Origin of the sequence: Paenirhizobium daejeonense (assembly GCF_014280875.1) — a bacterium.
Taxonomy (GTDB): domain Bacteria; phylum Pseudomonadota; class Alphaproteobacteria; order Rhizobiales; family Rhizobiaceae; genus Allorhizobium; species Allorhizobium daejeonense.
Window position 1 is genome coordinate 59935 of the sequence record NZ_JACLAL010000001.1, and the last position, 23489, is coordinate 83423.

The window sequence follows — 23489 nt, forward strand, 5'->3', positions numbered from 1 at the left end:
TGCATTCGAGCCCGCAAACGGGCCTCACAACCGAGGATCACTCAAATGGCTGCTACCAATCCGAAGGACGTTTTTTCCTTTTCCACTTTCGACCCTTCCAAGTTTTCGGAAAGCTTCCGTGACTTCGCCGAAAAGGGCGCGGCCCAGTCGAAGGAAGCTTTCGCCAAGATGAAAGCGGCTACCGAGGAAGCGTCGAAGACTGTCGAGACCACCGTGCAGTCGGCCCAGGCTGGCTCCGTTGAACTCGGTCTCAAGGCCATCGACGCGCTGCGTACCAATGCTGACATGTCGCTTTCCCATATGGAAGCTCTGCTCGGCGTGAAGTCGGTCGCCGAACTTGTTGAGCTGCAGACCTCCTTCTTCCGCAAGCAGGCCGAAGTGACCATCGAGCAGGCCAAGGCGATGCAGGAAGCCGCCAAGAAGGTTGCCGAAACCGTTACCAAGCCGGGCAAGGAAGCCGTTGAGAAGGTCGTATCGAGCTTCAAGCCTGCCTGATCGGCCGGAATTCCGGTCCGAAAAACGCGAAGGGGTCGGGTCATGCCCGACCCCTTTTGCATTTGCTGCAGAAAGAGCTTGAAAAAGAAAGCGACTACCCGTATGTGACGCGTCATGACGTTCGGAACGTCGGATGTGCGGTTGTAGCTCAGTTGGTTAGAGCGCAGGTTTGTGGCACCTGAGGTCGGAGGTTCGAGACCCCCCAACCGTACCATTTTCTCCAAATCACTATGATTTACCCGATGCCGGATTATGTCCGTCCTGCCGTTTAAAGCCGTCGGAATTCTTTCAAAAATATCTCTCAAATACCTCTTGCACCTCTAGTGACTAGAGGTCCTAGAACGTCCCTCGTAGGAATGAGGTACGATGATGAGCGATGCAAAACAGACCCGTTTCAGGGTGGAAGGCATGGATTGCGCCTCCTGCGCTTCCAAGATCGATACGGCCGTGCGCCGCATGCCGGGTGTCTCCGATGTCTCCGTCTCGGTGACGCGGGCGACGATGACGGTCAGCCATGACGCGACCAGCGATATCGAGGCCATCGGCCGGAAGGTGAAGGGGCTGGGTTATCTCGCAACGCCGCTTCCCGCTGTGGAAGAAAAGCCCGTCGAACATGAACATGGCCCGTCCTGCTCGCACGATCCCGACCACGCTCATGGTGAGGGTCACGATCATTCCGGCCATGCTTGCAGCGGACACGATCATGGGCATCATCATGACCACGGCCATGATGGACATGACCATGACCACGGAAAAACCGGCGACCATGGACATGACCACGCGGCCGCCGCTGCCCCGGCTGCAGGCGGCATTGAAGGCCTGCACGGACACGATCATGGCCCGTCCGATGGTCCATGGTGGCGGAGCAAGAAGGGTCGACTGACGATCTTCGCCGGCCTTGCGCTGGTCGCGGCCTATGCGGTCGGCCTGATCTTTCCTGAAGTCGAGACCTATGCCTTCATCGTGGCGATGCTGGTCGGTCTGGTACCCATTGCCCGGCGCGCCGTGATGGCGGCGCTTGCCGGAACGCCGTGCTCCATCGAGATGCTGATGACCATCGCCGCCGTCGGCGCGTTGATCATCAATGCCACCGAGGAAGCGGCCGCTGTTGTCTTCCTCTTTCTCGTCGGAGAGTTGCTGGAAGGCGTTGCCGCCGGCAAGGCGCGCGCCAGCATCAACGCGCTCACCGAACTGGTGCCGAAGACCGCGCTGCTGGAAGAAAACGGCAAGACCCGCGAAGTCCCCGCCGAATCGCTTGGCGTAGGCTCGGTCATTCTCGTTCGCCCCGGCGACCGCATTTCCGCCGATGGCGTGATCGTATCGGGCGAAAGCGCAATCGATGAAGCCCCGGTAACGGGCGAAAGCACGCCGGTGCGCAAGGGGCTCGACGACAGCGTTTTCGCCGGCACGGTCAATGGCGATGCGGCGCTGAGGGTCCGCGTGACCGCGGCAGCTGCAGATAACACCATCGCCCGCGTGGTCAAGCTGGTCGAGGAAGCCCAGGAATCGAAGGCCCCGACCGAACGCTTCATCGATCGCTTCTCGCGCTACTACACCCCGGGTGTCGTGGTGGTCGCGGCGCTGGTCGCCATCCTGCCGCCGCTCGTTGCCGGTGCCGACTGGGGCGAATGGATCTACAAGGGGCTTGCCATCCTGCTGATCGGCTGCCCCTGCGCGTTGGTGATTTCCACGCCCGCCGCCATCGCTGCATCGCTTTCCTCCGGTGCTCGTCGCGGTTTGCTGATGAAGGGCGGCGCGGTTCTGGAAGGTCTCGGCCGGTTGACGGCCGTAGCACTGGACAAGACCGGCACGCTCACCGAGGGCAAGCCGAAGGTGACTGACGTCGTGCCGGTCGGCAGGTCCGCCGCCGAAGTCGTCCGGCTGGCTGCAGCACTTGAAGTAGGCTCCAGCCATCCTCTGGCGCTCGCCGTGCTGGAAAGGGCGACGGCTGATGGTGTCGATATTCCCCCGGCCTCGAATGCCAGGGCCCATGGCGGCAAGGGAGTTTCCGCAACCGTCGAAGGCGTCGAGATCTTCTTCGGTTCGCCGAAGGCTGCCGCTGAAATGGTGGCCATTCCGGAAGAGCAGTTGCGGGCGATCGCAGCCCTCAACGACGATGGCAAGACCGTCTCAGCGCTTGTCAACGGCGGCGAACTCGTCGGCCTCATCGCCATGCGCGACGAACCTCGGACGGATGCGGTCGAGGGGCTTAAGGCACTCTCGGATGCAGGTATCCGGACCATCATGCTGACCGGAGACAACCGGCGCACGGCGGAGGCCATCGGTGCCGAACTCGGGATTGAGGTTCGCGCCGAACTGATGCCCGAGGACAAGCAGCGCATCGTCGGAGAGCTACAGAGGGAAGGCCTTGTGGTCGGTAAGGTCGGCGACGGCATCAACGACGCGCCGGCGCTCGCCGCAGCCAATGTCGGCATTGCTATGGGTGGCGGCACCGATGTCGCACTCGAGACCGCCGATGCGGCGATCCTGCACGGCCGTGTCGGCGACGTCGCGAAGATGGTGGAGCTGTCGAAGCGGACTATGCGCAATATCGTCCAGAACATCACCATCTCGCTCGGTCTGAAGGTCGTCTTTCTCGTGACGACGATCCTCGGTATAACGGGATTGTGGCCGGCGATCCTGGCCGATACCGGGGCGACGGTGCTGGTGACGATGAACGCTTTGCGTCTGTTGCGACCCGTCCGGTAGGGTCGGAAGCGTCTCGCGAATAGTTTCGGGGCCGATCTGACGTATATGTGATCGGCTCCGGCCATGCTTATGATTGCAGGGACTTGCGGATGTTGCCGTGGCGGGTTTTAGATCCTGCTCACGCAGGTGGGGCGGGGCTGCGTAGCTGGTTAACGGGCAATTAATCCAACTGTACGACCCTGTCCGGAGTGACATCCGTATCGCGGTCGTCCGATATTCGATCGGTCCGATGCCGCAAACGGCTTTCATTGGATAGTGATGATGTTATCGACTGCCTCATTTCGTCTTCCGGCCGCAACCCTGAAAAGGGTCGTTGCAAGATCGGTTATCGCCGCAGCGGTCGCGGTGCTTCTATCGGGTTGCGTGGCCGATGGTCTCGACGATCTGTCGAAGTCGGCACCCCAGCTTTCGAGCAAGACGATTGCCGAAATGAAGAAGAAAAAGATGTCGCCGGCGAGCCCCGTTCTGGTGCGCATCTTCAAGCAGGAAAGCGAGCTGGAAGTCTGGAAGGTCGATGCCAGCGGCCAGTATGCCTTGTTCAAGACCTATCCGATGTGCCGCTGGTCGGGAAAACTCGGTCCTAAAATGACCAATGGCGACCGTCAGGCGCCGGAGGGTTTCTACCATGTCTCCGCCGGCATGCTGAACCCGAACTCCCAGTATTACGCATCCTTCAACCTCGGCTATCCCAACCGGCTTGAATCGGCGCTCGGCTATACCGGCGATGCGCTGATGGTGCACGGTGCATGTTCTTCCTCCGGCTGCTATGCAATGACCGATCAGGGCGTGGGCGAGATCTACGCCATCGTACAGAAGGCGCTGGCCGGCGGGCAGGAGCGTTTCCAGGTTCAGGCCTATCCCTTCCGCATGACCGCCGACAACATGGCGCTCCACAAGGACGATCCCAACCTGCCGTTCTGGCGGACATTGAAGCAGGGCTATGACGCCTTCGAATTTACGCGTCGCCAGCCCAAGGTTTCCGTCTGCGGTCGTCGCTATGTCTTCAATACGGAATTCGAAGGTGGCGAGCCGACCGATCCGCTGGCGGCCTGCCCGCCGGCGATGTCCACGGCCGATCCGAACCTGATGGCGAAGCTCGACGCGGAGAACAAAAAGGTCGAAATCGCCATGTCTTCGGTGAAATCGTCTGCCGTCTTCGCCTATGTGGATGGCGGCATGCATCCGAGCTTTCGCGCGCTTCTGAAGAAGAACGGCGCAAACAAGATGGCGGCCAGCATTTCGGGCATCAAATATCCGGTGAGCCGGCCTGATGCGGCGCTGGCCGACCCTTATGCCGGCCCCTCGATCTGGAAGCCGGCGGCAAAACCTGAGGACTCGACCTCCGACCGTTGATCAGCTCAGGCCGAACTTGCCTGATGCGGCCCGGTCGAGATCGTCCACCTGACCCAGCATCCAGTTGCAGAAGTCGAGACTTGCCGGCTTCTTCATGCGTCCCTCGGGCAGCACGAGGAAATACGCGTTGTCGGTCTTCATGGGACGGTCGATGATGATCCTGAGCCGTCCGTCGGCAAGCTCCTGCTCGATCAGGTAGCGCGGTACGAGCGCATAGCCGAGGCCCGCGACGGCTGCTTCGATAATCATCGCAAACTGGTCGAAACGATTGCCGCGATAGGGGCTTTCCAGTTCGATGTCGTTGGCAAGCGACCATTCAGCCCAGAGTTTCGGGCGGGTGGCAAGGTGCAGCAGCGGCCGGTGGCGAAGGTGCCTGAGGTCTTCGTCTCCGATTCCGTCGAGCATGGCGGGGCTCGCCACCGGAACGATCCATTCGCTGCACAGGAAATGGCAGGTGGCCCGCGCCCACACCGGCTGGCCGTAATGGATGGCAATGTCGAAATCCTCTTCCTCGAAATCGAAGGGAGAGGAACGGGATTCGATGTTCAAGCTCTTGCCGGGATAGCGCGTTGCAAAATCCGAGAGCCGGGGAATGAGCCAGCGGCTGCCGAAGGTCGGAAGCGTCGCGATGGAAAGCTGATGCTCCGATTGCGCCGACGCCATGGCTCTCAGCATCATCTCCTCGGTCTGCTGCAGGATCTTGCGCACCTGCGGCAGCAGGCGCTGGCCGTCGCTGGAAAGCACCACGCGCTGGCGCACCCGGTCAAACAGCAGAAGCCCAAGCTGTGTTTCGAGATCCTTGACCTGGCGGCTCACCGCGCTCTGGGTCAGGTTCAGCTCATTGGCGGCCTGGGTCACGCTGCCATGGCGGGCAACGCATTCGAAGGCCTGCAGCGTAGTGGCGTCAGGAATGGTACGGCGGCTCAGAGTCATTCGGTTTTCGCATCAAGTCATTGACATTCGTCAGCATCATTTGGAATTCCGTGAGGGTATAAGGCATTTTACGAATGATCCAGCCGTATTTCGTGGAGCAGCCCAGATGACCCAGTCCGCTTTCGTATCGAGCGATGAAATCCGCTCGATGTTTTCCGCCGCCATGTCCGCCATGTACCGTAACGAGGTGCCGGCCTATGGCACGCTGATGGAGCTGGTGGCCAAGGTCAACGAGGAGACGCTCGCCGCCGATCCGAAGCTGAGGGAACGTCTCGAGGAGACTGACTCTCTCGACCGCATTTCCGAGGAACGCCATGGTGCGATCCGTCTCGGCACGCCGGCGGAACTCGCCATGATGCGCCGCGTCTTCGCCGTCATGGGCATGTATCCGGTCGGCTATTACGACCTGTCGACGGCCGGCGTCCCTGTCCATTCGACTGCGTTTCGCCCGGTCGGCGATGCGAGCCTGAAGAAGAACCCCTTCCGCGTCTTCACTTCGCTTCTGCGGCTCGACCTGATCGCTGACGAAAAGCTTCGTGCCGAGGCAGAAGCGACGCTTGCCACCCGGCAGATCTTCACGCCCGGCGCAGTCGAACTTACGGAAAAGGCCGAAAAGCAGGGTGGGCTGACCCAGGCCGATGCCGAGCGTTTCGTTTCGGAAGCGCTCGAAACCTTCCGCTGGCACGACAAGGCGCGCGTCAGCGCCGAAATGTATGACCGGCTGCACGCCGCCCATCGCCTGATTGCCGACGTCGTGTCCTTCAAGGGGCCGCACATCAACCACCTGACCCCGCGCACGCTCGATATCGATCTCGTGCAGGCCCGCATGCCGGAATACGGCATCGCGCCGAAGGCTGTCGTCGAGGGACCGCCGACCCGCAAATGCGCGATCCTGCTGCGCCAGACCTCGTTCAAGGCTCTCAACGAAGCGGTTCTGTTCGAAGGCGAGGGCGGCGAGTGGAAGGAAGGCTCGCACACCGCCCGCTTCGGCGAGATCGAACAGCGCGGCATTGCGCTGACCCCGAAGGGCCGTGCGCTCTACGACGATCTGCTGAGCGCTTCCCGCAAGATCGTCCGCCCGGCTGCCGATGGCTCGAACGCCGCCGAATACGAAAAGGCGCTTGCCGAAGCCTTCGTGCCGTTCCCGGATACCTGGGAAGAGATCCGCGTCGAAGGTCTTGGCTATTTCGCCTATTCGCTGACGGAAAAGGGCCGCAAGACCAGGGCGGATGCATCCGCAACCCTCGACTGCCTGATTGCGGACGGTCTCGTGCAGTTCGACCCGATCGTCTACGAAGACTTCCTGCCGGTCAGCGCAGCCGGTATCTTCCAGTCAAATCTCGGTGACGACGCAACGCAGGACTTCGTGGCCAGCCCGAACCAGCAGCGTTTCGAAACCGATCTCGGCGCCAAGGTGCTGAACGAATTCGACCATTACGCGGGCATCGAGCAGGCATCGATCGACGATTGTCGCCGTCTGCTCTCGGCCCTGCAGGCAGCGGAGTAAAAGCAAGACGATGATCGACCGGGAGCATGTTTCGGCGCTTGAAAAGATCCTTGGCGAGAAGGGTGTCGTCAGCGATCCCGCCGCCATGGTGGCCTACCAGACCGGCGCGCGGTACGACGAGGGCGTCGCTGCTCTGGTGCTTCGACCGGCAAGCACGGAAGAGGTCTCTGCGGTCGTTGCTTATTGCGTGAAAAACGGCATCGCGCTGATCCCCCAGTCCGGCAATACCGGTCTCGTCTCCGGATCGACGCCGGATGGCTCGGGCACGCAGGTTGTTCTGAGCCTCGACCGGATGGTGCAGCGCTTCGATCTCGATCTCGACAACCGCTCGCTGGCGCTGGATGCCGGCTTCCGGCTTTCGGACGTCAACCAGCGGCTCGAGCAGCACGGCCTGTTCTTCCCGATCGATCTCGGAGCCGATCCGCGCATCGGCGGCATGCTTTCGACCAATACGGGCGGTTCCCGCTTCCTGAAATACGGTGATGTCAGGCGCAACACGCTCGGCGTGAAGGTTGTACTGGCCGACGAGGCCGGGACGGTTCTCGACCTCAACTGCGATCTGCGCAAGAACAACACCGGCGTCGACTGGAAGCAGGTGTTCATTGGCACCGCCGGCGCTTTCGGCGTCATCACCGAATGCGTGCTGAACCTCGAGGCGCTGCCGAAACAGGTCGCCACTGCCTATCTGGTGCCGGCAAGCGGCGCCCATGTCATGCCGCTGCTCCGGGCCATGGAACAGCGGCTCGGCGCCTATCTCTCGGCTTTCGAGGGCATGTCGAGGAATGCCGTCGCCGCGGCCCTCGATCATGTGCCGTCGCTGCGCAATCCATTTCAGGGCGGCGTCATCCCGGACTATGTGATCCTCTGCGAGATATCCCGCACCTGGGAGCCGCGTGAGGGCGAGCAGTCGCTGGACGCAGTTCTCGAAGCGGTTCTTGCGGAAATATGGGAAAGCGACGATGCGCCGCTGGCGGATGCCTTTGTCGGCCCGGCCCATGAAATGTGGGCGCTGCGCCATGCCCTCTCGGAAGGCGTCAAGCATTCCGGCAAGCTGATCGCCTTCGACCTGTCCTTCCGCCGTGGCGACATCATGGCCTTCTGCGACCGGATGAAGGCCGATATGCCCTCGGTTTTCCCGGAGGTGACGATCTGCGATTTCGGCCATATCGGCGATGGCGGCGTGCACTTCAATCTCGTCGTGCCGAAGGACAGTTCCGCCGCGACAGACAGGGATTTCGAGACGCGGTTGCGCGATTGGGTCTTCACCATCGCGGTTGGCGATTTCACCGGAAGCTTCAGCGCCGAACACGCCATCGGCCGCAAGAACCAGAGCTATTACGATCTCTATACGGACAGCAAGATCAAGGAGCTGGCGGCCGGGCTGAAAGCCCTGACATCGCCGGGTAGCCTCGGCACGGTTCGTTTCGGCTAGCACACATCATCAATTCACGTCGCAAGGGCGGCTATCAGGCAACGAGGACTGCGCAATGAGCATCAATACCAAGGTCGAGGAAGCTGCGTTCCAGCCGGCTTCGCGTATTTCGTCCATCGGCGTTTCTGAAATCGTCAAGCTCGGCGCGAAGGCGCAGGCGCTGAAGCGCGAGGGTCGCCCGGTCATCATCCTCGGTGCCGGCGAGCCGGACTTCGATACGCCCGATCATATCAAGGAAGCCGCCTGGAAGGCGCTGCAGGCAGGCCAGACCAAATATACCGCCCTTGATGGTACGCCGGAACTGAAGGCCGCGATCCGCGACAAGTTCAGCCGTGAGAACGGTGTCGACTACGCGCTGGACGAGATCACGGTCGCGACCGGCGCCAAGCAGATCCTCTTCAACGCGCTGATGGCGACGCTCAACCCCGGCGACGAAGTCGTCATCCCGACGCCTTACTGGACGTCCTATTCCGATATCGTGCAGATCGCCGAGGGCAAACCGGTGCTGATCGCCTGCGATGCCAAGGCCGGTTTCCGTCTGCAGGCCGAAGAGCTTGAGGCCGCGATCACGCCGAAGACCCGCTGGCTGATCCTGAACTCGCCGTCGAACCCGTCGGGCGCGGCCTATCGCGAGGAAGATTACCGGCCGCTCCTCGATGTCCTGCTGCGCCATCCGCATGTCTGGCTGCTGGTCGACGACATGTACGAGCACATCGTCTACGACGATTTCCGCTTTGTCACCCCGGCGGCCATCGAGCCGCGACTTAAGAACCGCATCCTCACCGTCAACGGTGTCTCGAAGGCCTATGCCATGACCGGCTGGCGCATCGGTTATGCCGGCGGTCCGCGCGATCTCATCAAGGCCATGGCCGTGGTGCAGAGCCAGGCGACGTCCTGCCCGTCCTCGGTCAGCCAGGCGGCGAGCGTTGCGGCGTTGAACGGCCCGCAGGATTTCTTGGCAGAGCGCAAGGCGAGCTTCCAGCGCCGCCGCGATCTCGTGGTCGCCGGCCTCAACGCCATCGAAGGGCTGGATTGCCGGGTGCCGGAAGGCGCCTTCTATACCTTCTCCGGCTGCGCCGGCGTTCTCGGCAAGACCACGCCGGGCGGCAAGCTGATCGCGACCGACGCCGATTTCTGCGCCTATCTCTTGGAAGACGCCAATGTTGCGGTGGTGCCGGGTTCCGCCTTCGGTCTCTCGCCCTTCTTCCGCATTTCCTATGCGAGCGCGGAAAGCGAACTCGTGGAGGCGCTGAAGCGTATTGCTGAGGCGTGCGCAAGATTGCGCTAACGCCGAACAAGGGCCTGCCGTTGCGGCAGGCCTCAGAGCGCCGGCGAAGCGAGTCTACCGGTTCCGGCGGTCACAAAGTCATCCTTCCGTCATGCCTGTGCTTGTCACGGGCATCCAGCGACCCGACGACCGTCGGGTCAAAAGACCCTTTCAGCCCAAAGACTTGGGCTGGCTGGATTCCCGTGACAGGCACAGGAATGACGAGGTGGAACGCGCCGCGTGCCCGTCATGCGCTGTAGAGGCAAGTACCCAAGTGGCCTCAAGCTCCGCTGGTGCGGAATTGTGCCGCCTACTTGAACAGGAAATACACCCCGCAAACGGCGATCACGCCGCCGAGCGCGCGCACCAGATTGCCGTTCCATATGCCTTTCAGACCATAGCCTACGCCGATGCCGAGGATATGGATGGCGCCGGTCGAAACCACGAAGCCCACAGTGAAGGCTGCGGGATCGGCGGCCCGGAGGGTCGCTTGGCCGTGCGGGTAGCCATGGAAGAGGGCGAACAGGGCAACGATTACCAGGGCTGCCCATTCGGGTGCACGCCATCCGGCGGCGATGACGCCGCCGAGCACCATTAGTGAAACGGCGATGGCGATCCTGATCGTTTCATCCGGGATCAGGCCGAACATGCCGAAGATACCGCCGATGCACATGATGAGCGGAAAGGTTGCGGGCAGCGTCCACACCGAGCGACCGCCCATCTGCGCGCCCCAGAGACCGACGGCCAGCATGGCGAGGAAGTGATCGAAACCCGCAAGCGGATGACCGAAACCGCTGCCGAAACCGCCCATGGGACCGCCAAGATCGTGTGCAGCAGCTATCGAAGGAAGAGCGATTGCGACGAGCGATGCAAAGCCACCCGTGCGGACCGCGGACGCAAGAATTTGGGGCAAGGCCGGCCTGGGCGCGGACATACGACGGAGCGGCTGCAGAAAACGGGTCATGAAATTTCTCCGGAGGTGACGCGCGCAGCATAACCCGCCACGACTGCGACACAGATCCATCTACAATCATCGGCGATTCGGATATAGTTCGTTCGCGCCGCTGCCAGGTGCAAGTCTTGTGGGCAGTCATCGCGGCAAGAGTGCTGATCGATTGAGAGTGGCGAGCGATTTTGGAGATTTGACGATGCTGATTTCGAAGATGCCGCGAGCACTTGCTGTACCGGCCCTTCTCGGGCTTGCCGCTTCGCTCGTGCTTCCGGCTGTTGCCGAGGCTCATATCCTGCAGGGCGAGGCAGGTGGCTTTCTTCATGGCTTCGAGCATCCGCTATCCGGTGCCGACCACCTGCTCGCCATGTTCTGCGTCGGTCTCTGGGGCGCGCAGATGGGCGGGCGCTCCGTATGGAGCCTGCCGATTGCCTTTCCGCTGATCATGGTCATCGGCGGCATGATGGGCATTGCCGGAGTGCCGCTGCCGGCAGTGGAAAGCGGCATTGCGCTTTCTATCATCGTGCTGGGTGCGGCGATCGCCTTCGTCTGGCGTCCGCCGGAATGGCTGGCAGTGCTGGTGATCGGCGTCTTTGCGATCTTCCATGGCTATGCTCACGGCGCGGAATTGCCAACGGCCACCGATCCGGCCGATTATGCGATTGGCTTTGTCGTCGCAACCGGCCTTATCCACCTTCTCGGCATTTCCGTCGGTCTTGCCTTCCAGCGCTTTCGGGGTGGGGAACTCTCCCGCGCCGTGGGTGGCCTGATCGGTCTCGGCGGCGTCTATTTCCTCGTCGCCTGAGCCTGTGCCCATTGCGTCGCCATCCCGTGGTTCTCTCCCGCTCTGGCCGGGCCTTGTGCTTGCCATCGGGGGAGGTGCCGTCATCCTCCTTTCCTTCCTTCTGAAATCGCCGGGCGATTATGTCGACTGGCCGCTGGCCTCGGTTTTGACCGCCGAGCGCCTGCTGCCGCTTCTGGGGCTTGGCATCCTGATCGGGCAGTTGCCGCGCAAGGCATTGGCGCGGGCAGTCGTTCTCCTTCTTGCCGGCATCGCTCTTGGCTTTGTCTTGCGCGAGAAGTTCTATGAACTGATGGCGCCGGTGCCGGGTGCCGCGGCCAACATGTTTCTTGCCGGCCCCATGGCCTGCCTGCTGATCGGCTTTCCGCTGGTTCTGCCGCGTGGCATCCGGCTATGGCTGGCGCTACCTCTGCTGGTTCCGGCCGGAGCCGTTCTGGCGATTGCCGGGCTGCTGGGAGATGTGACCCTGCACGCCCGAAGCTATCTGCCTTCGGCATGTTTCGCAGAGATCTGGCTCGTCGCCGGCATGGCGTTTCTCGCCGCCGCCTTTCGCCAGGCATGGGCGATGATCGGGGCGCGCATCTTCGCAAGCTGGCTGATCGCCATCGGCTTTCTCTACGGCGGTGCGCATCTCGCAGCAAAACAGAACGGCCTCGTTCCGCCGCCGTTTCCGGCGGTGGTGGAGACAGGGGAGTTCGCCGGCTTCGAGACCGTGCTGGAGCAGCTGGACCGCGCGGGAGAGGCAAAATGAGCCTTTCCTCTCGTCATCATCCTTTCGCCGTCGCCTGCCTGTTTGTGTTGGCGTCCGCTTCCTCCGCAATTGCCCATCCCGATATCGCGGTCACTGCGCGTGTCCTGTTCGATATCAGGGACGGGCGGCTGGTGTCCGTTGCCGAAAGCTTTGCCTTCGACGAGAAATACAGCGTCCGGCTGCTCTCCCGCTTCGATCACGATGGCAATGGCATGTTCGATGACGGCGAGGTCGACGAGTTACGTGAGGCCCTGACCGCCGATCTCGGCGACAGGGACTTCCTGACCGAACTGGCTCTCGGAGAGCAGCCGCTGGATCTGGGAGAACCCGATGCCTTCCATGCGGCCGTCCAGCCCGGCAGCGTATCGATCACTGTCGGCTTCCGGCTGGAGGCCCCTGTGGCAATGGGGGCGGGGCAAAGCCTGACGATGATGCAGCGGGATCGGGATTATACGGTCGCCTTCCGGCTTGCCGAGGACAGGCCGGTGCTGATCCGGGGCGGTGAGGGGCATTGTGCCTACACGGTCACCGACCGGCCGGATCGGGCCTATTTCGGCGGACTGGTCGTGCCGCAGGCGATCACCCTGACCTGCCGCTGATCTCAGACGAAGATCTGCCTGTTCTCGTCGATGAGTTCCTGCAGGAAGGAGACGACGGTGCGCACGCGCACGAGTTCGCGGGCGCTTTCGTGATAGGTGGTCCAGTACGAGCGCCGTATCACGACATCCGGCAACACGCGCAGGAGTTCCCCATGCTGCCGGGCGATGTAGTCGTGCAGGATACCGATGCCGAAGCCGGCGCGCACGGCTTCTGTCTGGCCGATGGCCGATGAAATCTCGAAACCGGAATCCCAGCCACGCATCACCTCGCCGGTATAGGCAAGCGACGCCGAATAGACGAGATCGTCCACATGGCCGATCAGCCGGTGTTCCCTCAGCGCCTCGACGGTTCCGGGCATCCCGGCTTGATCGAGGTAGCTTCGCGAAGCATAGAGGCCGAGCGTATAGTCGGTGAGTTTCGAAGAGATGAGCCGTCCCTGTTCCGGCCGTTCGATGGTGATGGCGATATCCGCCTCACGCTGGGAAAGCGAGAAGGCGCGCGGAACCGGCACGAGCTGGATCTTGAGGGCGGGATAACGCCGGGTCAGCTCTCCGAGACGGGAAGCGAGAAAGGCCACACCGAAACCATCCGGCGCACCGATGCGCACGGTGCCGGCGACGGCGCTATCGACGCGGCCGATATCCGATTGCGCCGCCAGCATCTCCGTTTCCATGCGCTCGGCGGCGCGGCTGAAGACCTCGCCTTCGGGCGTCAGTTCGCAGCCATTGGTGCGGCGCACGAGCAGCCGCGTCTGTAAGGCTTCTTCCAAAGCCGTGATCCGGCGCGACAGGGTCGCGTGGTTGACCCCGAGCCGCCGCGATGCTGCGAGGATCTGGCCGGTACGGGCCACAGCAAGGAACATGCGCACATCGTCCCAGTCCATTTCGCATACCTTGTGTCGAAAAATGCACAGCAATGCTTAGCGTGCGTTGGGTGTGCCATCAAGCGGGATCGTCTGGCGCCGACTTCGCTGCGAAGCGTTCCGACATCCTTCGCTCGAAATCGCCGGCGACATCCGAAAGGCGGATCGTCGCAAAACGTCGCAGCAAAAGGGCCTCTGCCTCGCGCCGTGCATCTTCGAGCGCCGAGTTGACGGCAATTTCGACCAGACATTCTGCGTGATCGGACGAGGGCACGAGGCAGAACATTTCGGGTCGGTCGAGCGCCACGTAAACGTCGAGCAGCGTGATCTCGTTCAGTGGCCGGGCGAGTGTCCAGCCGCCGCCATGGCCCTTTTCCGACTGCACATAACCCTGTTCCCGCAGGCCGGCCATGGTGCGCCTGACCACCACGGGATTGGTGTTCAGCATTTGCCCGATCATTTCCGAGGTCATCGGCCGGCCGCCGCGCTCAAGGTGGATCAGGACGTGCAACATTCGGGACAGGCGGCTGTCGCCACGCATGATCGCTTCTCCGGATGGATTTTCTTCTTGCAGGCATAGAGCCTGAGCATATTTCCCGCAACAATGAAAGTTACATGTCTTGACGTGCAATCAGATTCGTAACATTAAAAGATACATAATATGAAAGGAACGACCATGCTTTTCGATGCAATCGTCATTGGCGGAAGTTTCGCCGGTCTCTCCGCCGCCATGCAGTTGGTACGTGCCAGACGGCAAGTGCTCATCATCGATGCCGGCCGGCCGCGAAACCGGTTCGCGGAGGCCTTGCACGGCTTCCTGGGACAGGATGGTGTCAGCCCGGCGGCCATTCGTAAGACGGCTCTCGATCAACTGCAGCGTTATCCCACCTTTACGCTTCGAGAAGGGGTGGCAGTTGCCGCTGAGCGGACTTCCAGCAGCTTCGCCATCGAACTCGGTTCCGGGGAGAGTTTCGAGAGCCGCAGGCTGATCCTCGCGACGGGTGTTACAGATACCCTTCCGGCGATCGAAGGCATGGAGCCACTATGGGGCAGGGATGTGCTGCACTGCCCCTATTGCCACGGTTACGAGATCGGCGGTGGACCGATCGGCCTTCTGGCGTCCTCGCCGCTTGCGATGCATCAGGCGCTGCTTTTGCCCGACTGGGGCGATACCACGGTTTTTCTCGAGGCGGGTGTCGAGCTTTCGCAAGAAGATCTGGTGGCGATGGATCGACGTGGGGCAAGATTGGAGCCTCTGGGGATTGTCAGGCTGGTGTCTGAAGACGGGAGGCTGAAGGGTGCCGAACTCGCGGACGGTCTGCTTGTGCCGCTGAAAGCGCTTTTCGTGCAGACGAAGGTCCGCCCGGCGACGCCCCTTGCGGAGATGCTCGGCGCCGAGATGGCGGATGGCCCGCAGGGGCCGTTCATCCGGGTCGATGACTGGGGCGCGACCAGCATATCCGGGCTGTTCGCTGCGGGAGACGCGGCAAGCCCCATGCATAATGGCAGTTTCGCCAGTGCCGCGGGCGTGCGCGCCGGCGTGAACGCCCATCGTTCCCTGACGATCTAAACGATCCATAGCTATAAAATTCGCACAACGGATGCGCAATTCATGTCATTGCTATGTGAAATTTGAAGCGCATACTGTCGCCGACCATAACAGGAGGAACATCCATGCGTGAGATCGGTCATTTCATCGGCGGCAAGCACGTCGCCGGCACCAGCGGTCGTACGTCGCCCGTCTACAACCCTGCAACCGGCGAAATCCAGGCGCAGGTAGCGCTTGCGACCGATGCCGAGCTCGATGCTGCCGTGCAGAACGCCAAGGCCGCGCAGCCCGGCTGGGCGGCGACCAACCCGCAGCGCCGCGCTCGCGTGTTTATGAAGTTCGTGGAACTCCTGAACAAGAACATGAATGAACTGGCCGAACTGCTCTCCAAGGAGCATGGCAAGACGGTCGAGGATTCCAAGGGCGACATCATTCGCGGTCTTGAAGTCTGCGAATTCGTCATCGGCATTCCGCACCTCTCCAAGAGCGAATTCACCGAAGGCGCCGGCCCGAACATCGACATGTACTCGATCCGCCAGCCGGTCGGCATCGGTGCGGGCATCACCCCGTTCAACTTCCCGGGCATGATCCCGATGTGGATGTTCGCTCCGGCCATCGCCTGCGGCAACGCCTTCATCCTGAAGCCTTCCGAACGCGATCCGTCCGTTCCGATCCGCCTTGCCGAACTGATGATCGAGGCCGGTCTTCCTGCCGGTATCCTGAACGTCGTCAACGGTGACAAGGGCGCCGTCGATGCGATCCTCACCCATCCGGAAATCGGCGCCGTTTCCTTCGTCGGCTCCACCCCGATCGCCCGCTACGTCTATGGCACCGCTGCCATGAACGGCAAGCGCGCCCAGTGCTTCGGCGGCGCCAAGAACCACATGATCATCATGCCGGATGCCGATCTGGACCAGGCCGCAAACGCGCTGATGGGTGCCGGCTACGGCTCCGCTGGCGAACGCTGCATGGCGATCTCGGTTGCCGTTCCGGTCGGCGAGGAAACCGCCAACCGTCTGATCGAAAAGCTGACGCCGATGGTGGAAGCGCTGCGCATCGGTCCCTACACCGATGAGAAGGCCGATCTTGGCCCGGTCGTCACCAAGGAAGCCCAGGCTCGCATCAAGTCGCTGATCGACAGCGGTGTCGCCCAAGGCGCCGACCTCATCGTCGACGGCCGCGATTTCAAGCTTCAGGGCTATGAGAACGGTTATTTCGTCGGCGGTTGCCTGTTCGACAACGTCACCCCGGACATGGACATCTACAAGACAGAAATCTTCGGACCGGTTCTCTCTGTCGTTCGCGCCAAGAACTACGAGGATGCGCTCGCCCTGCCGATGAAGCATGAATACGGCAACGGCGTTGCGATCTACACCCGCGACGGCGATGCCGCCCGTGACTTCGCTTCCCGCATCAACATCGGCATGGTCGGCGTCAACGTTCCGATCCCGGTTCCGCTCGCCTACCACTCTTTCGGTGGCTGGAAGTCTTCTTCCTTCGGTGACCTCAACCAGCACGGCACGGACTCGATCAAGTTCTGGACCCGCACCAAGACGATCACCAGCCGCTGGCCGTCGGGCATCAAGGACGGCGCCGAATTCGTGATGCCGACGATGAAGTGATGCCCTCCGGGGCTTCCTGCTTGCGCGTCCTCGCGACATTGCGTGTGCCGCAGTCGCGCGGGCGGGCATCAAGGACGGCGCCGAATTCGTCATGCCGACGATGAAGCGATGCTCTTGACCTTTCTACCAGTGAGAGGTCTGCAAATACTTGGAAGAACTTCGAAAACGGGTCTCGAAAGGGGCCCGTTTTTTCGTTGCGCACAACTTGCGACAAGGGCGTGGCCGTGGCAGGTCTATCTGCGGATGCGGTCGGGGGGCCGAATCTGCAGAATTGGCATGGGTAACTGGGGCGAAAATGACAACAGCACAATTCATTCCGGCTTCCGCCGTGACGCGCGGCGAGTTTCGCGGACGAGCCGGCGAATATTTCGGCATCTGGATCGTCAACATCCTGCTGACGATCGTCACCGTCGGTATCTATTCCGCCTGGGCGAAGGTGAGACGAAACCGCTATTTCTATGGAAATACCTTCGTCGATGGTCATTCATTCGACTATCATGCCCGTGGCAAGCAGATCTTCATCGGCCGCTTGATCGTCTTTGCCTATCTGATCGTCTATAACATCGTTCTGATGTTCCAGCCGTTTATCGGCCTGGCACTGGCGCTTGGCATGCTGCTCCTACTGCCGTGGATCGTCTCGCGCAGCCTGCGCTTCAATGCTCGCGTGACCAGCTATCGCAATATCCGTTTCGATTTCCTCGGCAAAACCTGGGGCGCTTTCGTCGCGATCATCCTCGGCGGCCTCGTCTCGATCATATCGCTCGGCATTCTGGCGCCTTTCGCCAGCCGCTGGCTCTACCGCTATGTTTTCAACAACCTGCGTTACGGCGATCGTGCCTTTGCGACAGATCCTCGTATCGGCAAGCTTTATGGCGTCTGGTGGGTGTCAGCGCTGATTTCGCTTGTGGGCTTCGTCATCGCGGCGGGACTGGGCTTCCTGTTCTATGCTGCAAGCGCGTCCAATATGGATTTCCTCACCGAGGAAGAGCGCACCATCCGGATTGTGGGCGCCATCTATGGAACGGTGGTTCCGCTGCTGGTGCTTTATGCCGTCGCTGCCATTTTCTATCGGGTTGGCGTGCGCAATGTCGTCATGCAGGCGACATTGCTTGACGGACGTCACAGGCTTTACAGCGATCTGTCGCGGTTTCGTTATTTCTGGATCGTGGTCTCGAACCTTGTGGTGTCCGTCATGTCCTTCGGACTGATGCGGCCGTGGGCGGCGATCCGCGAGCGACGCTACACGATCGAACATTCCGGCATTGCCTTCGATGGCGATATCGGTGAAGTCATTGCTTCCATCGAAGATACGGGCTCGGCGGTGACAGCCGAATATATCGATATGGAAGGCTTCGACTTTGGCTTCTGACGTGACGGGCAACGCAGCGCGGATCATCGCCCGGGGACATTGGCATCCGCCACGTTCCAGCAAGGCGCTGGCGGCGACGCTTCTTGTGAGCGATACCACTCTTCTGGTGCGCATCGACGGGGAGGCGGGCGATCCCGCCGCGTTCAACGACGCCCGCCGGGTGACGATATCCGATCGTATCGGCAATATTCCCCGCCGCATCGGCTTCGTCGACGGATCGACATTCGAGACCGCTGATAATGACGCCATCGATGGATGGCTGAGGAAAACCCGCTCCCGCCACCATGGGTTCGTCCATGAGCTGGAGAGGTTCCATCCCCGGCTGATCGCTTTCGTTCTCGGGATCGTCCTGCTGGGAGGCCTCGTCTATCGTTTCGCCCTGCCGGCGCTGGTTGAGGTCGCTGTTGCCGTCACGCCGCCTGTGGTTCCGAAGCTGATGTCTTCAGGAACGCTCGCCTCGCTCGATCAGACCGTATTTTCCAAGAGTGGACTGCCCGAAGCGCAGCAAAACGAGTTGACGGCAAAGTTCGAGGCGCTGGCCGAGCATTCGGCACGGGGCCGAGATGGTTATAATCTCAATTTCCGAAAAGGTGGCGTTATCGGTCCTAACGCATTCGCGTTGCCGGACGGCACGCTGGTGATCACCGACGAGCTTATCGACCTTGCCGCCGGCGACAGCGAGATGATCCTCGGAGTTCTGGCGCACGAGATCGGTCATGTGGAGAAGACGCATTCGCTGCGCCAGGTTTATCGCGCGGCTGGTACGGCAGGTCTCATCATGCTGATTGCCGGCGATATCGGCTCTGCCGGCGAGGATATCCTGACAAACGGCGCAGCGCTGGTGTCTCTATCCTATTCCCGCTCTGCCGAGAGCGAGGCGGATCATGTTTCCGTCGAGTTGATGTCCAAGGCTGGTCACGATCCCGCGGCAATCGGACGCTTTTTCGAGCTGATCGAGAAAAAACTCGGTGACAGCGGGGAGACCTCCATCCTCTCGACCCATCCCGGCACGCCTGAGCGCCGCCGACAGATCGATCAATGGGCGAAGGAGATCGTAAAATGAAAAGGGGCAGCTTGGAGCCGCCCCTTTCGTCATGACCAACCGGGTCCGCGCTTACTGGGTCGGGCCGTCGTTGAAGCCGACCTTGTCGACCAGTTCGGAAGCCAGTTTGCGGTTTGCGGCGATATCGACCAGCGGCAGCGGATCGGGCTTGATCGGGCCGAAAGAGGCGACGACCTCGGACACCTTCGCGCCCGGCAGGACCGGATATTCGAAGACCTGCTCCGAATAGATTTCCTGTGCTTTGCCGGAGGACAGGAATTCCATCAGCTTGATGGCGTTGTCCTTGTTGGGGGCATTCTTTGCCAATGCCATGCCGGATATGTTGACATGGGTGCCCCGGTCGGCGGCATTGGGAAACAGCACCTTGATGGCGGCCGCCCATTCCTTCTCTTCCGGGTCCTTGTCGTTGGTCAGCATCAGGCCGACGTAGTAGGTGTTGCCTAGCGCAATGTCGCATTCGCCGGACATGATCGACTTTGCCTGGCTGCGGTCGTTGCCGTCAGGTTTGCGGACAAGGTTGTTCTTCAGGCCCGTCAGCCACTTTTCGGTATATTCGGCACCGTGATGGGCGATCATCGAGGCGAAGAGGCCGATATTATAGGAGTGCTGGCCGTCGCGTATGCAGATGCGGTTTTTCCACTTCGGATCGGACAGTTCCTCATAAGTGATGGCAGTTTCCGGAACGCGCTCCTTCGAGGCATAGACCACGCGGCCGCGAGTGGTCAGGCCGAACCAGTCGCCTGCCGGATCGCGATACTGTGCCGGAATGTCCTTATTGATGATGTCGTTCTGCACGGGCTGGGTGACGCCGCCATCCTTGGCTTCGATGAGACGGCCGATATCGACGGTCAGGATGACGTCCGCCGGGGAATTGGTGCCTTCAGCGGAAATACGCTCCACCAATCCCTTGTCGAGGAAAAGAACATTGGTGGCGATGCCGGTCTCCTTGGTGAATTCGTCGAGCAGCGGCTGGATGAGTTCCGGCTGGCGATAGGAGTAGATATTGACTTCGCCATCCGCAAACGCAACGCCGGCGAGTGCGCCGAAAGACGCCGTGGCCAGAAGCGCCACGCGCATTGTTTTTGTCGAAAGCATGGAAATCTCCTTTAGCGCATCCCAAATATATAATTAGTTGAGTGTTCTAATCATGAATTTCGGAAAGCTGTCAATCCGTCTGGGGGCGTTTCACGATCACGTGAATCCTGAACTTGAGTATTTTGGAATTGTTCAAAACTGCAAAAGGCGTTATATAAAGCGGAAACGAGCTAGGGAGTCAGGCATGCGTTTGACAAAGCAGACAAATTACGCCGTGCGGATGCTCATGTATTGCGCTGCGAACAAGGAACATCTGAGCCGGATCCCGGAAATCGCCAAGGCCTACGGCGTGTCCGAGCTGTTCTTGTTCAAAATTCTTCAGCCCCTGAATAAGGCTGGGCTGGTGGAAACCGTCCGTGGCCGTAATGGCGGCGTTCGCCTCGGCCGGCCGGCAGAGAAGATTACCCTTTTCGACGTGGTGAAGGTCACGGAAGACAGTTTCGCCATGGCTGAATGTTTCGAGGACGATGGTGATGTCGATTGTCCGCTCATCGACAGCTGCGGTCTGAACTCTGCGCTCCGCAAGGCGCTGGGCGCGTTCTTCGAAGTGCTTAGCGGCTACACCATTGATGATCTGGTCAAGGCACGCCCGCAGATCAATTTCCTGCTCGGCATCAATGATTTCGAGCCGAAGGCCGCGATTTCCGCTCCGGCCGCTTGAGCAGAGCCGCAGTTTCTTGACCTTTTGAACCCCGCTGCGCCAGCCGGCCGGCGGGGTTTTCGCTTGCCCTTTCGGCAATGTCCTCCGCTCCTTTGTACAGAAAAAGTCTTCCGCTGTGCGGCTGATCCCCTTGAGGGCCTTCGATCCAAGAAGTACGTTTACGTAAACGGAAGTGTGGACTACTTCCGCAAGCGTTTGATCGAACGCGGGGGGCTTTGGGAGGGGCGTCTTTAATGTATGATTATGTCATTGCCGGCGGTGGGTCGGCGGGATCCGTTCTGGCGTCGCGATTGAGCGAGAACCCGGCCGTGAAAGTCTGCCTGATCGAGGCGGGAGGGCTTGGTCGCGATCTCCTGCTACGCGTTCCCTCCGGGGCCGCCGCCATTGTCCCCGGACGGGTAAAAGGCCCCAACTGGTGTTTCGTGACCGAGCCGCAACCGGGCCTGAACGGCAGGCGCGGCTTCCAGCCTCGGGGCAGGGGGCTCGGAGGATCAAGCCTGATCAACGCCATGCTCTATGTCCGGGGTCATGCCTCGGATTATGACGATTGGGCTGCGGCGGGCTGTGAGGGATGGTCGTTTGCCGAAGTGCTGCCTTATTTCCGCAAATCGGAAAACAACATTCGCGGCGGCACCGCGCTGCACGGCGCCGGCGGTCCCCTGCAGGTAAGCGATCCCGATTGGGCACGGCCCATCAATCACGCTTTCATCGAGGCGGGAGAGTTACGTGGCTTCGGGATAAACGACGACTTCAACGGAGCCGATCAAGAGGGGTTCGGCCTCTATCAGGCGACGCAGTTCTGGCAGGGGCCGAAAAAGGGCGAACGCTGTTCTGCATCGGCGGCGTACCTGCATGACAATCTCGGACGGGCAAACCTCACCGTTATCACTGGCGGTCGAGCGACGCGCATTTTGATCGAGAACGGCAAAGCGGTGGGGGTTGTTTACAGGCAGGGACGCCGGGAGGCGACAGTCTACGCGTCGCGTGAGGTGATCGTTTCAGGTGGGGCGCTACAGTCGCCGCAGCTGCTGATGCTGTCGGGGATCGGTCCGGCCGACGAATTGCGGCGCCTCGGCATAGCCGTGGTGGCGGATCGTCCGGAGGTTGGCGCCAACCTGCAGGATCACCTGGATTATACGCTCGTCTATCGCTCCGACGACTCCGATATGATCGGCATCGGGTTGACCGGCGCTCGCGCCATGGCGCGGGCGGCAGGCGAATGGCGGCGTGAGGGTACAGGCCTGCTTCGTTCGACCTTCGCGGAATCTGGGGCCTTCCTGAAAACCGATCCGAGTCTCGATCGTCCTGATATTCAGTTGCATTTTGTCGTTGCGATGGTCGACGATCATGCCCGCCGGCTGCATCTGGGGTATGGCTATTCGTGCCATGTCTGTCTGTTGCGTCCCCATTCGCGAGGCCGTGTCGGCCTGAGGAGTGCTGATCCACTCACGGCACCTCTGATCGACCCGGCCTATCTGTCGGATGGGCGGGATTTGGCCGGCATGATAGCCGGAACGAGGGTAATGCGCGATGTCATGGAGGCAGCTCCGCTGGACCGTTATCGCCGCAGCCAGCTTTACCCTATCGGCAACTCGGATAGCGAACTTGCCTCGGCGATCCGCGCCCGAGCCGATACCATCTATCATCCCGCCGGCACCTGCCGGATGGGGGCAGACGAGAATTCGGTCGTGGACCCGCAATTGCGTGTGCGCGGCGTCGAGGGATTGCGGGTAGTGGATGCCTCGGTCATGCCCACACTGGTTGGTGGCAATACCAATGCGCCTGTCATCATGATGGCGGAGAAGGTCGCGGCCTCCATTCTTGCGGCCTGAGGTCTCGGGCGATGTTGGAAGTCGGCTTGGATTTCCCCTCCGGCGCGTCTAGTTTCCCTGGCGATATTCATATTGCAGGGAGGAGGCCGCCTTGGCTGAGACGAAACCAGTAGCGCCGCGGGCAATCATCGTCATGGGGGTCAGCGGTTGCGGCAAGTCGTCGGTCGGCGCCCTGCTGGCCGAACGGCTGGGCCTCGCCTTTATCGAGGGTGACAGCCTGCATCCTGCCGGGAATGTCGCGAAGATGGCGCAGGGAATTCCGTTGACGGACGAGGATCGCTGGCCCTGGTTGGAGACGATCGGAACGCTGATGGCTGAGGCACGGAACAGCGGCAAGGGGATCGTCGTTTCCTGCTCGGCGCTGAAAAGCATCTACCGCGATCGGCTGCGGCAGGCGATGTCGGGCCGACTTTCCTTCGTCTTTCTGGAGGGGACGCCGGAACTGCTTCTGTCCCGCATGGGCGCGCGCAGGGGCCATTTCATGCCTGTTTCGCTGCTGGAGAGCCAACTGCGAACGCTGGAGGTGCCGACGGGAGAGCCGGGTGTCGTCACTGTGAGCATCGATGCGAGCGTCGATGCCATCGTGGACCGTGCGTTGGAGGCATTGATGGCCGCCGATTGAGTGTCGGCCATTTGCG

The 23489-nt window shown here is 61.2% G+C and carries 21 protein-coding genes and 1 tRNA gene; 17 read left to right on the top strand and 5 right to left on the bottom strand.

Annotated elements, in window-relative coordinates:
• The first annotated feature begins 45 nt into the window (after positions 1–45).
• The 4 genes from H4I99_RS00255 (at position 46) to H4I99_RS00270 (ending at position 4557) form a co-directional block, all read left to right on the top strand.
• A complete protein-coding gene (locus tag H4I99_RS00255) occupies positions 46–495 on the top strand; it encodes a phasin (protein WP_163903540.1) in 450 nt (149 codons plus the stop codon).
• A gap of 137 nt (positions 496–632) precedes the next feature.
• Positions 633–709 (top strand) — tRNA-His (locus H4I99_RS00260).
• Between the two features lie 155 nt (positions 710–864).
• Positions 865–3204, top strand: a complete 2340-nt coding sequence (locus H4I99_RS00265) for a heavy metal translocating P-type ATPase (protein ID WP_163906086.1) — start codon at positions 865–867, stop codon at positions 3202–3204.
• Between the two features lie 258 nt (positions 3205–3462).
• A complete protein-coding gene (locus H4I99_RS00270; RefSeq protein ID WP_244624828.1) occupies positions 3463–4557 on the top strand; it encodes a L,D-transpeptidase family protein in 1095 nt (364 codons plus the stop codon).
• Here the strand turns inward: H4I99_RS00270 and H4I99_RS00275 are convergent, their stop codons facing one another.
• Positions 4558–5490 carry a LysR family transcriptional regulator gene (locus H4I99_RS00275; protein WP_163903542.1) on the bottom strand — a complete coding sequence of 311 codons (933 nt, stop codon included), beginning with the start codon at positions 5488–5490 and terminating at the stop codon, positions 4558–4560.
• 106 nt (positions 5491–5596) lie between these two features.
• On the opposite strand from H4I99_RS00275, the gene hglS reads away from it, so the two are divergent.
• From hglS to H4I99_RS00290, 3 genes are read left to right on the top strand one after another with little or no spacing between them, the layout of a single operon-like run.
• Positions 5597–6997 carry a 2-oxoadipate dioxygenase/decarboxylase HglS gene (gene hglS / locus H4I99_RS00280; protein ID WP_163903544.1) on the top strand — a complete coding sequence of 467 codons (1401 nt, stop codon included), beginning with the start codon at positions 5597–5599 and terminating at the stop codon, positions 6995–6997.
• 10 nt (positions 6998–7007) lie between these two features.
• Positions 7008–8429, top strand: coding sequence for an FAD-binding oxidoreductase (locus tag H4I99_RS00285; protein WP_163903545.1), 1422 nt, complete (start codon positions 7008–7010; stop codon positions 8427–8429).
• A gap of 55 nt (positions 8430–8484) precedes the next feature.
• Complete coding sequence (locus H4I99_RS00290) at positions 8485–9717, top strand: pyridoxal phosphate-dependent aminotransferase (protein ID WP_163903548.1); 1233 nt, start codon at positions 8485–8487, stop codon at positions 9715–9717.
• Positions 9718–10006: 289 nt separating this feature from the next.
• Here the strand turns inward: H4I99_RS00290 and H4I99_RS00295 are convergent, their stop codons facing one another.
• The gene (locus H4I99_RS00295) at positions 10007–10660 is read right to left on the bottom strand and encodes a HupE/UreJ family protein (RefSeq protein WP_244624830.1); all 654 of its coding nucleotides are present in this window, start codon (positions 10658–10660) and stop codon (positions 10007–10009) included.
• A 184-nt stretch (positions 10661–10844) separates the two neighbouring features.
• On the opposite strand from H4I99_RS00295, the gene H4I99_RS00300 reads away from it, so the two are divergent.
• Genes H4I99_RS00300 through H4I99_RS00310 form a run of 3 tightly spaced genes read left to right on the top strand, consistent with a single transcriptional unit; the run spans position 10845 to position 12797 of the window.
• A complete protein-coding gene (locus tag H4I99_RS00300; RefSeq protein WP_244624831.1) occupies positions 10845–11450 on the top strand; it encodes a HupE/UreJ family protein in 606 nt (201 codons plus the stop codon).
• Between the two features lie 4 nt (positions 11451–11454).
• On the top strand, positions 11455–12198 hold the full coding sequence (locus tag H4I99_RS00305; RefSeq protein WP_163903550.1) for a hypothetical protein: 744 nt from the start codon (positions 11455–11457) through the stop codon (positions 12196–12198).
• Positions 12195–12797 carry a DUF1007 family protein gene (locus tag H4I99_RS00310; protein ID WP_163903552.1) on the top strand — a complete coding sequence of 201 codons (603 nt, stop codon included), beginning with the start codon at positions 12195–12197 and terminating at the stop codon, positions 12795–12797. Before H4I99_RS00305 ends, H4I99_RS00310 begins: the two co-directional genes overlap by 4 nt.
• Positions 12798–12799: 2 nt before the next feature.
• Here the strand turns inward: H4I99_RS00310 and H4I99_RS00315 are convergent, their stop codons facing one another.
• Both H4I99_RS00315 and H4I99_RS00320 read right to left on the bottom strand, forming a co-directional pair.
• On the bottom strand, positions 12800–13681 hold the full coding sequence (locus H4I99_RS00315) for a LysR family transcriptional regulator (RefSeq protein ID WP_163903553.1): 882 nt from the start codon (positions 13679–13681) through the stop codon (positions 12800–12802).
• Positions 13682–13739: 58 nt separating this feature from the next.
• On the bottom strand, positions 13740–14201 hold the full coding sequence (locus H4I99_RS00320) for an Rrf2 family transcriptional regulator (protein WP_163903555.1): 462 nt from the start codon (positions 14199–14201) through the stop codon (positions 13740–13742).
• 135 nt (positions 14202–14336) lie between these two features.
• Here H4I99_RS00320 and H4I99_RS00325 point away from each other — a divergent pair, with 135 nt between their 5' ends.
• From H4I99_RS00325 to H4I99_RS00340, 4 genes are all read left to right on the top strand, one after another.
• A complete protein-coding gene (locus H4I99_RS00325; protein ID WP_163903557.1) occupies positions 14337–15230 on the top strand; it encodes an NAD(P)/FAD-dependent oxidoreductase in 894 nt (297 codons plus the stop codon).
• 104 nt (positions 15231–15334) lie between these two features.
• Positions 15335–16831: a CoA-acylating methylmalonate-semialdehyde dehydrogenase gene (locus H4I99_RS00330; protein ID WP_163903559.1), complete on the top strand. Its 1497-nt coding sequence runs from the start codon at positions 15335–15337 to the stop codon at positions 16829–16831.
• 295 nt (positions 16832–17126) lie between these two features.
• Positions 17127–18200, top strand: a complete 1074-nt coding sequence (locus H4I99_RS00335; protein WP_163903561.1) for a YjgN family protein — start codon at positions 17127–17129, stop codon at positions 18198–18200.
• Positions 18190–19263, top strand: a complete 1074-nt coding sequence (locus tag H4I99_RS00340; RefSeq protein ID WP_163903563.1) for a M48 family metallopeptidase — start codon at positions 18190–18192, stop codon at positions 19261–19263. The genes H4I99_RS00335 and H4I99_RS00340 overlap by 11 nt, the downstream gene beginning before the upstream one ends.
• Before the next feature lie 51 nt (positions 19264–19314).
• Here H4I99_RS00340 and H4I99_RS00345 read toward each other — a convergent pair whose 3' ends face one another.
• On the bottom strand, positions 19315–20340 hold the full coding sequence (locus tag H4I99_RS00345; RefSeq protein ID WP_244624864.1) for a Fe(3+) ABC transporter substrate-binding protein: 1026 nt from the start codon (positions 20338–20340) through the stop codon (positions 19315–19317).
• A gap of 202 nt (positions 20341–20542) precedes the next feature.
• On the opposite strand from H4I99_RS00345, the gene rirA reads away from it, so the two are divergent.
• From rirA to H4I99_RS00360, 3 genes are all read left to right on the top strand, one after another.
• Positions 20543–21019 carry an iron-responsive transcriptional regulator RirA gene (rirA, locus tag H4I99_RS00350; RefSeq protein WP_163906094.1) on the top strand — a complete coding sequence of 159 codons (477 nt, stop codon included), beginning with the start codon at positions 20543–20545 and terminating at the stop codon, positions 21017–21019.
• Between the two features lie 233 nt (positions 21020–21252).
• On the top strand, positions 21253–22851 hold the full coding sequence (locus H4I99_RS00355; RefSeq protein ID WP_163903567.1) for a GMC family oxidoreductase: 1599 nt from the start codon (positions 21253–21255) through the stop codon (positions 22849–22851).
• Positions 22852–22984: 133 nt separating this feature from the next.
• Positions 22985–23473, top strand: coding sequence for a gluconokinase (locus H4I99_RS00360; RefSeq protein WP_163906096.1), 489 nt, complete (start codon positions 22985–22987; stop codon positions 23471–23473).
• Positions 23474–23489 lie beyond the last annotated feature (16 nt).

Excerpts from the sequence above, each read along its gene's own strand:
- H4I99_RS00325 (WP_163903557.1), top strand. The coding sequence starts at position 14,337 with ATGCTTTTCGATGCAATCGTCATTGGCGGAAGTTTCGCCGGTCTCTCC.
- H4I99_RS00330 (WP_163903559.1), top strand. The coding sequence starts at position 15,335 with ATGCGTGAGATCGGTCATTTCATCGGCGGCAAGCACGTCGCCGGCACC.
- rirA (WP_163906094.1), top strand. The coding sequence starts at position 20,543 with ATGCGTTTGACAAAGCAGACAAATTACGCCGTGCGGATGCTCATGTAT.
- H4I99_RS00320 (WP_163903555.1), bottom strand. The coding sequence starts at position 14,201 with ATGCGTGGCGACAGCCGCCTGTCCCGAATGTTGCACGTCCTGATCCAC.
- H4I99_RS00275 (WP_163903542.1), bottom strand. The coding sequence starts at position 5,490 with ATGACTCTGAGCCGCCGTACCATTCCTGACGCCACTACGCTGCAGGCC.
- H4I99_RS00335 (WP_163903561.1), top strand. The coding sequence starts at position 17,127 with ATGACAACAGCACAATTCATTCCGGCTTCCGCCGTGACGCGCGGCGAG.
- H4I99_RS00315 (WP_163903553.1), bottom strand. The coding sequence starts at position 13,681 with ATGGACTGGGACGATGTGCGCATGTTCCTTGCTGTGGCCCGTACCGGC.
- H4I99_RS00270 (WP_244624828.1), top strand. The coding sequence starts at position 3,463 with ATGATGTTATCGACTGCCTCATTTCGTCTTCCGGCCGCAACCCTGAAA.
- hglS (WP_163903544.1), top strand. The coding sequence starts at position 5,597 with ATGACCCAGTCCGCTTTCGTATCGAGCGATGAAATCCGCTCGATGTTT.
- H4I99_RS00265 (WP_163906086.1), top strand. The coding sequence starts at position 865 with ATGAGCGATGCAAAACAGACCCGTTTCAGGGTGGAAGGCATGGATTGC.
- H4I99_RS00295 (WP_244624830.1), bottom strand. The coding sequence starts at position 10,660 with ATGACCCGTTTTCTGCAGCCGCTCCGTCGTATGTCCGCGCCCAGGCCG.
- H4I99_RS00345 (WP_244624864.1), bottom strand. The coding sequence starts at position 20,340 with ATGCGCGTGGCGCTTCTGGCCACGGCGTCTTTCGGCGCACTCGCCGGC.
- H4I99_RS00290 (WP_163903548.1), top strand. The coding sequence starts at position 8,485 with ATGAGCATCAATACCAAGGTCGAGGAAGCTGCGTTCCAGCCGGCTTCG.
- H4I99_RS00355 (WP_163903567.1), top strand. The coding sequence starts at position 21,253 with ATGTATGATTATGTCATTGCCGGCGGTGGGTCGGCGGGATCCGTTCTG.
- H4I99_RS00255 (WP_163903540.1), top strand. The coding sequence starts at position 46 with ATGGCTGCTACCAATCCGAAGGACGTTTTTTCCTTTTCCACTTTCGAC.
- H4I99_RS00285 (WP_163903545.1), top strand. The coding sequence starts at position 7,008 with ATGATCGACCGGGAGCATGTTTCGGCGCTTGAAAAGATCCTTGGCGAG.
- H4I99_RS00310 (WP_163903552.1), top strand. The coding sequence starts at position 12,195 with ATGAGCCTTTCCTCTCGTCATCATCCTTTCGCCGTCGCCTGCCTGTTT.
- H4I99_RS00360 (WP_163906096.1), top strand. The coding sequence starts at position 22,985 with ATGGGGGTCAGCGGTTGCGGCAAGTCGTCGGTCGGCGCCCTGCTGGCC.
- H4I99_RS00300 (WP_244624831.1), top strand. The coding sequence starts at position 10,845 with ATGCTGATTTCGAAGATGCCGCGAGCACTTGCTGTACCGGCCCTTCTC.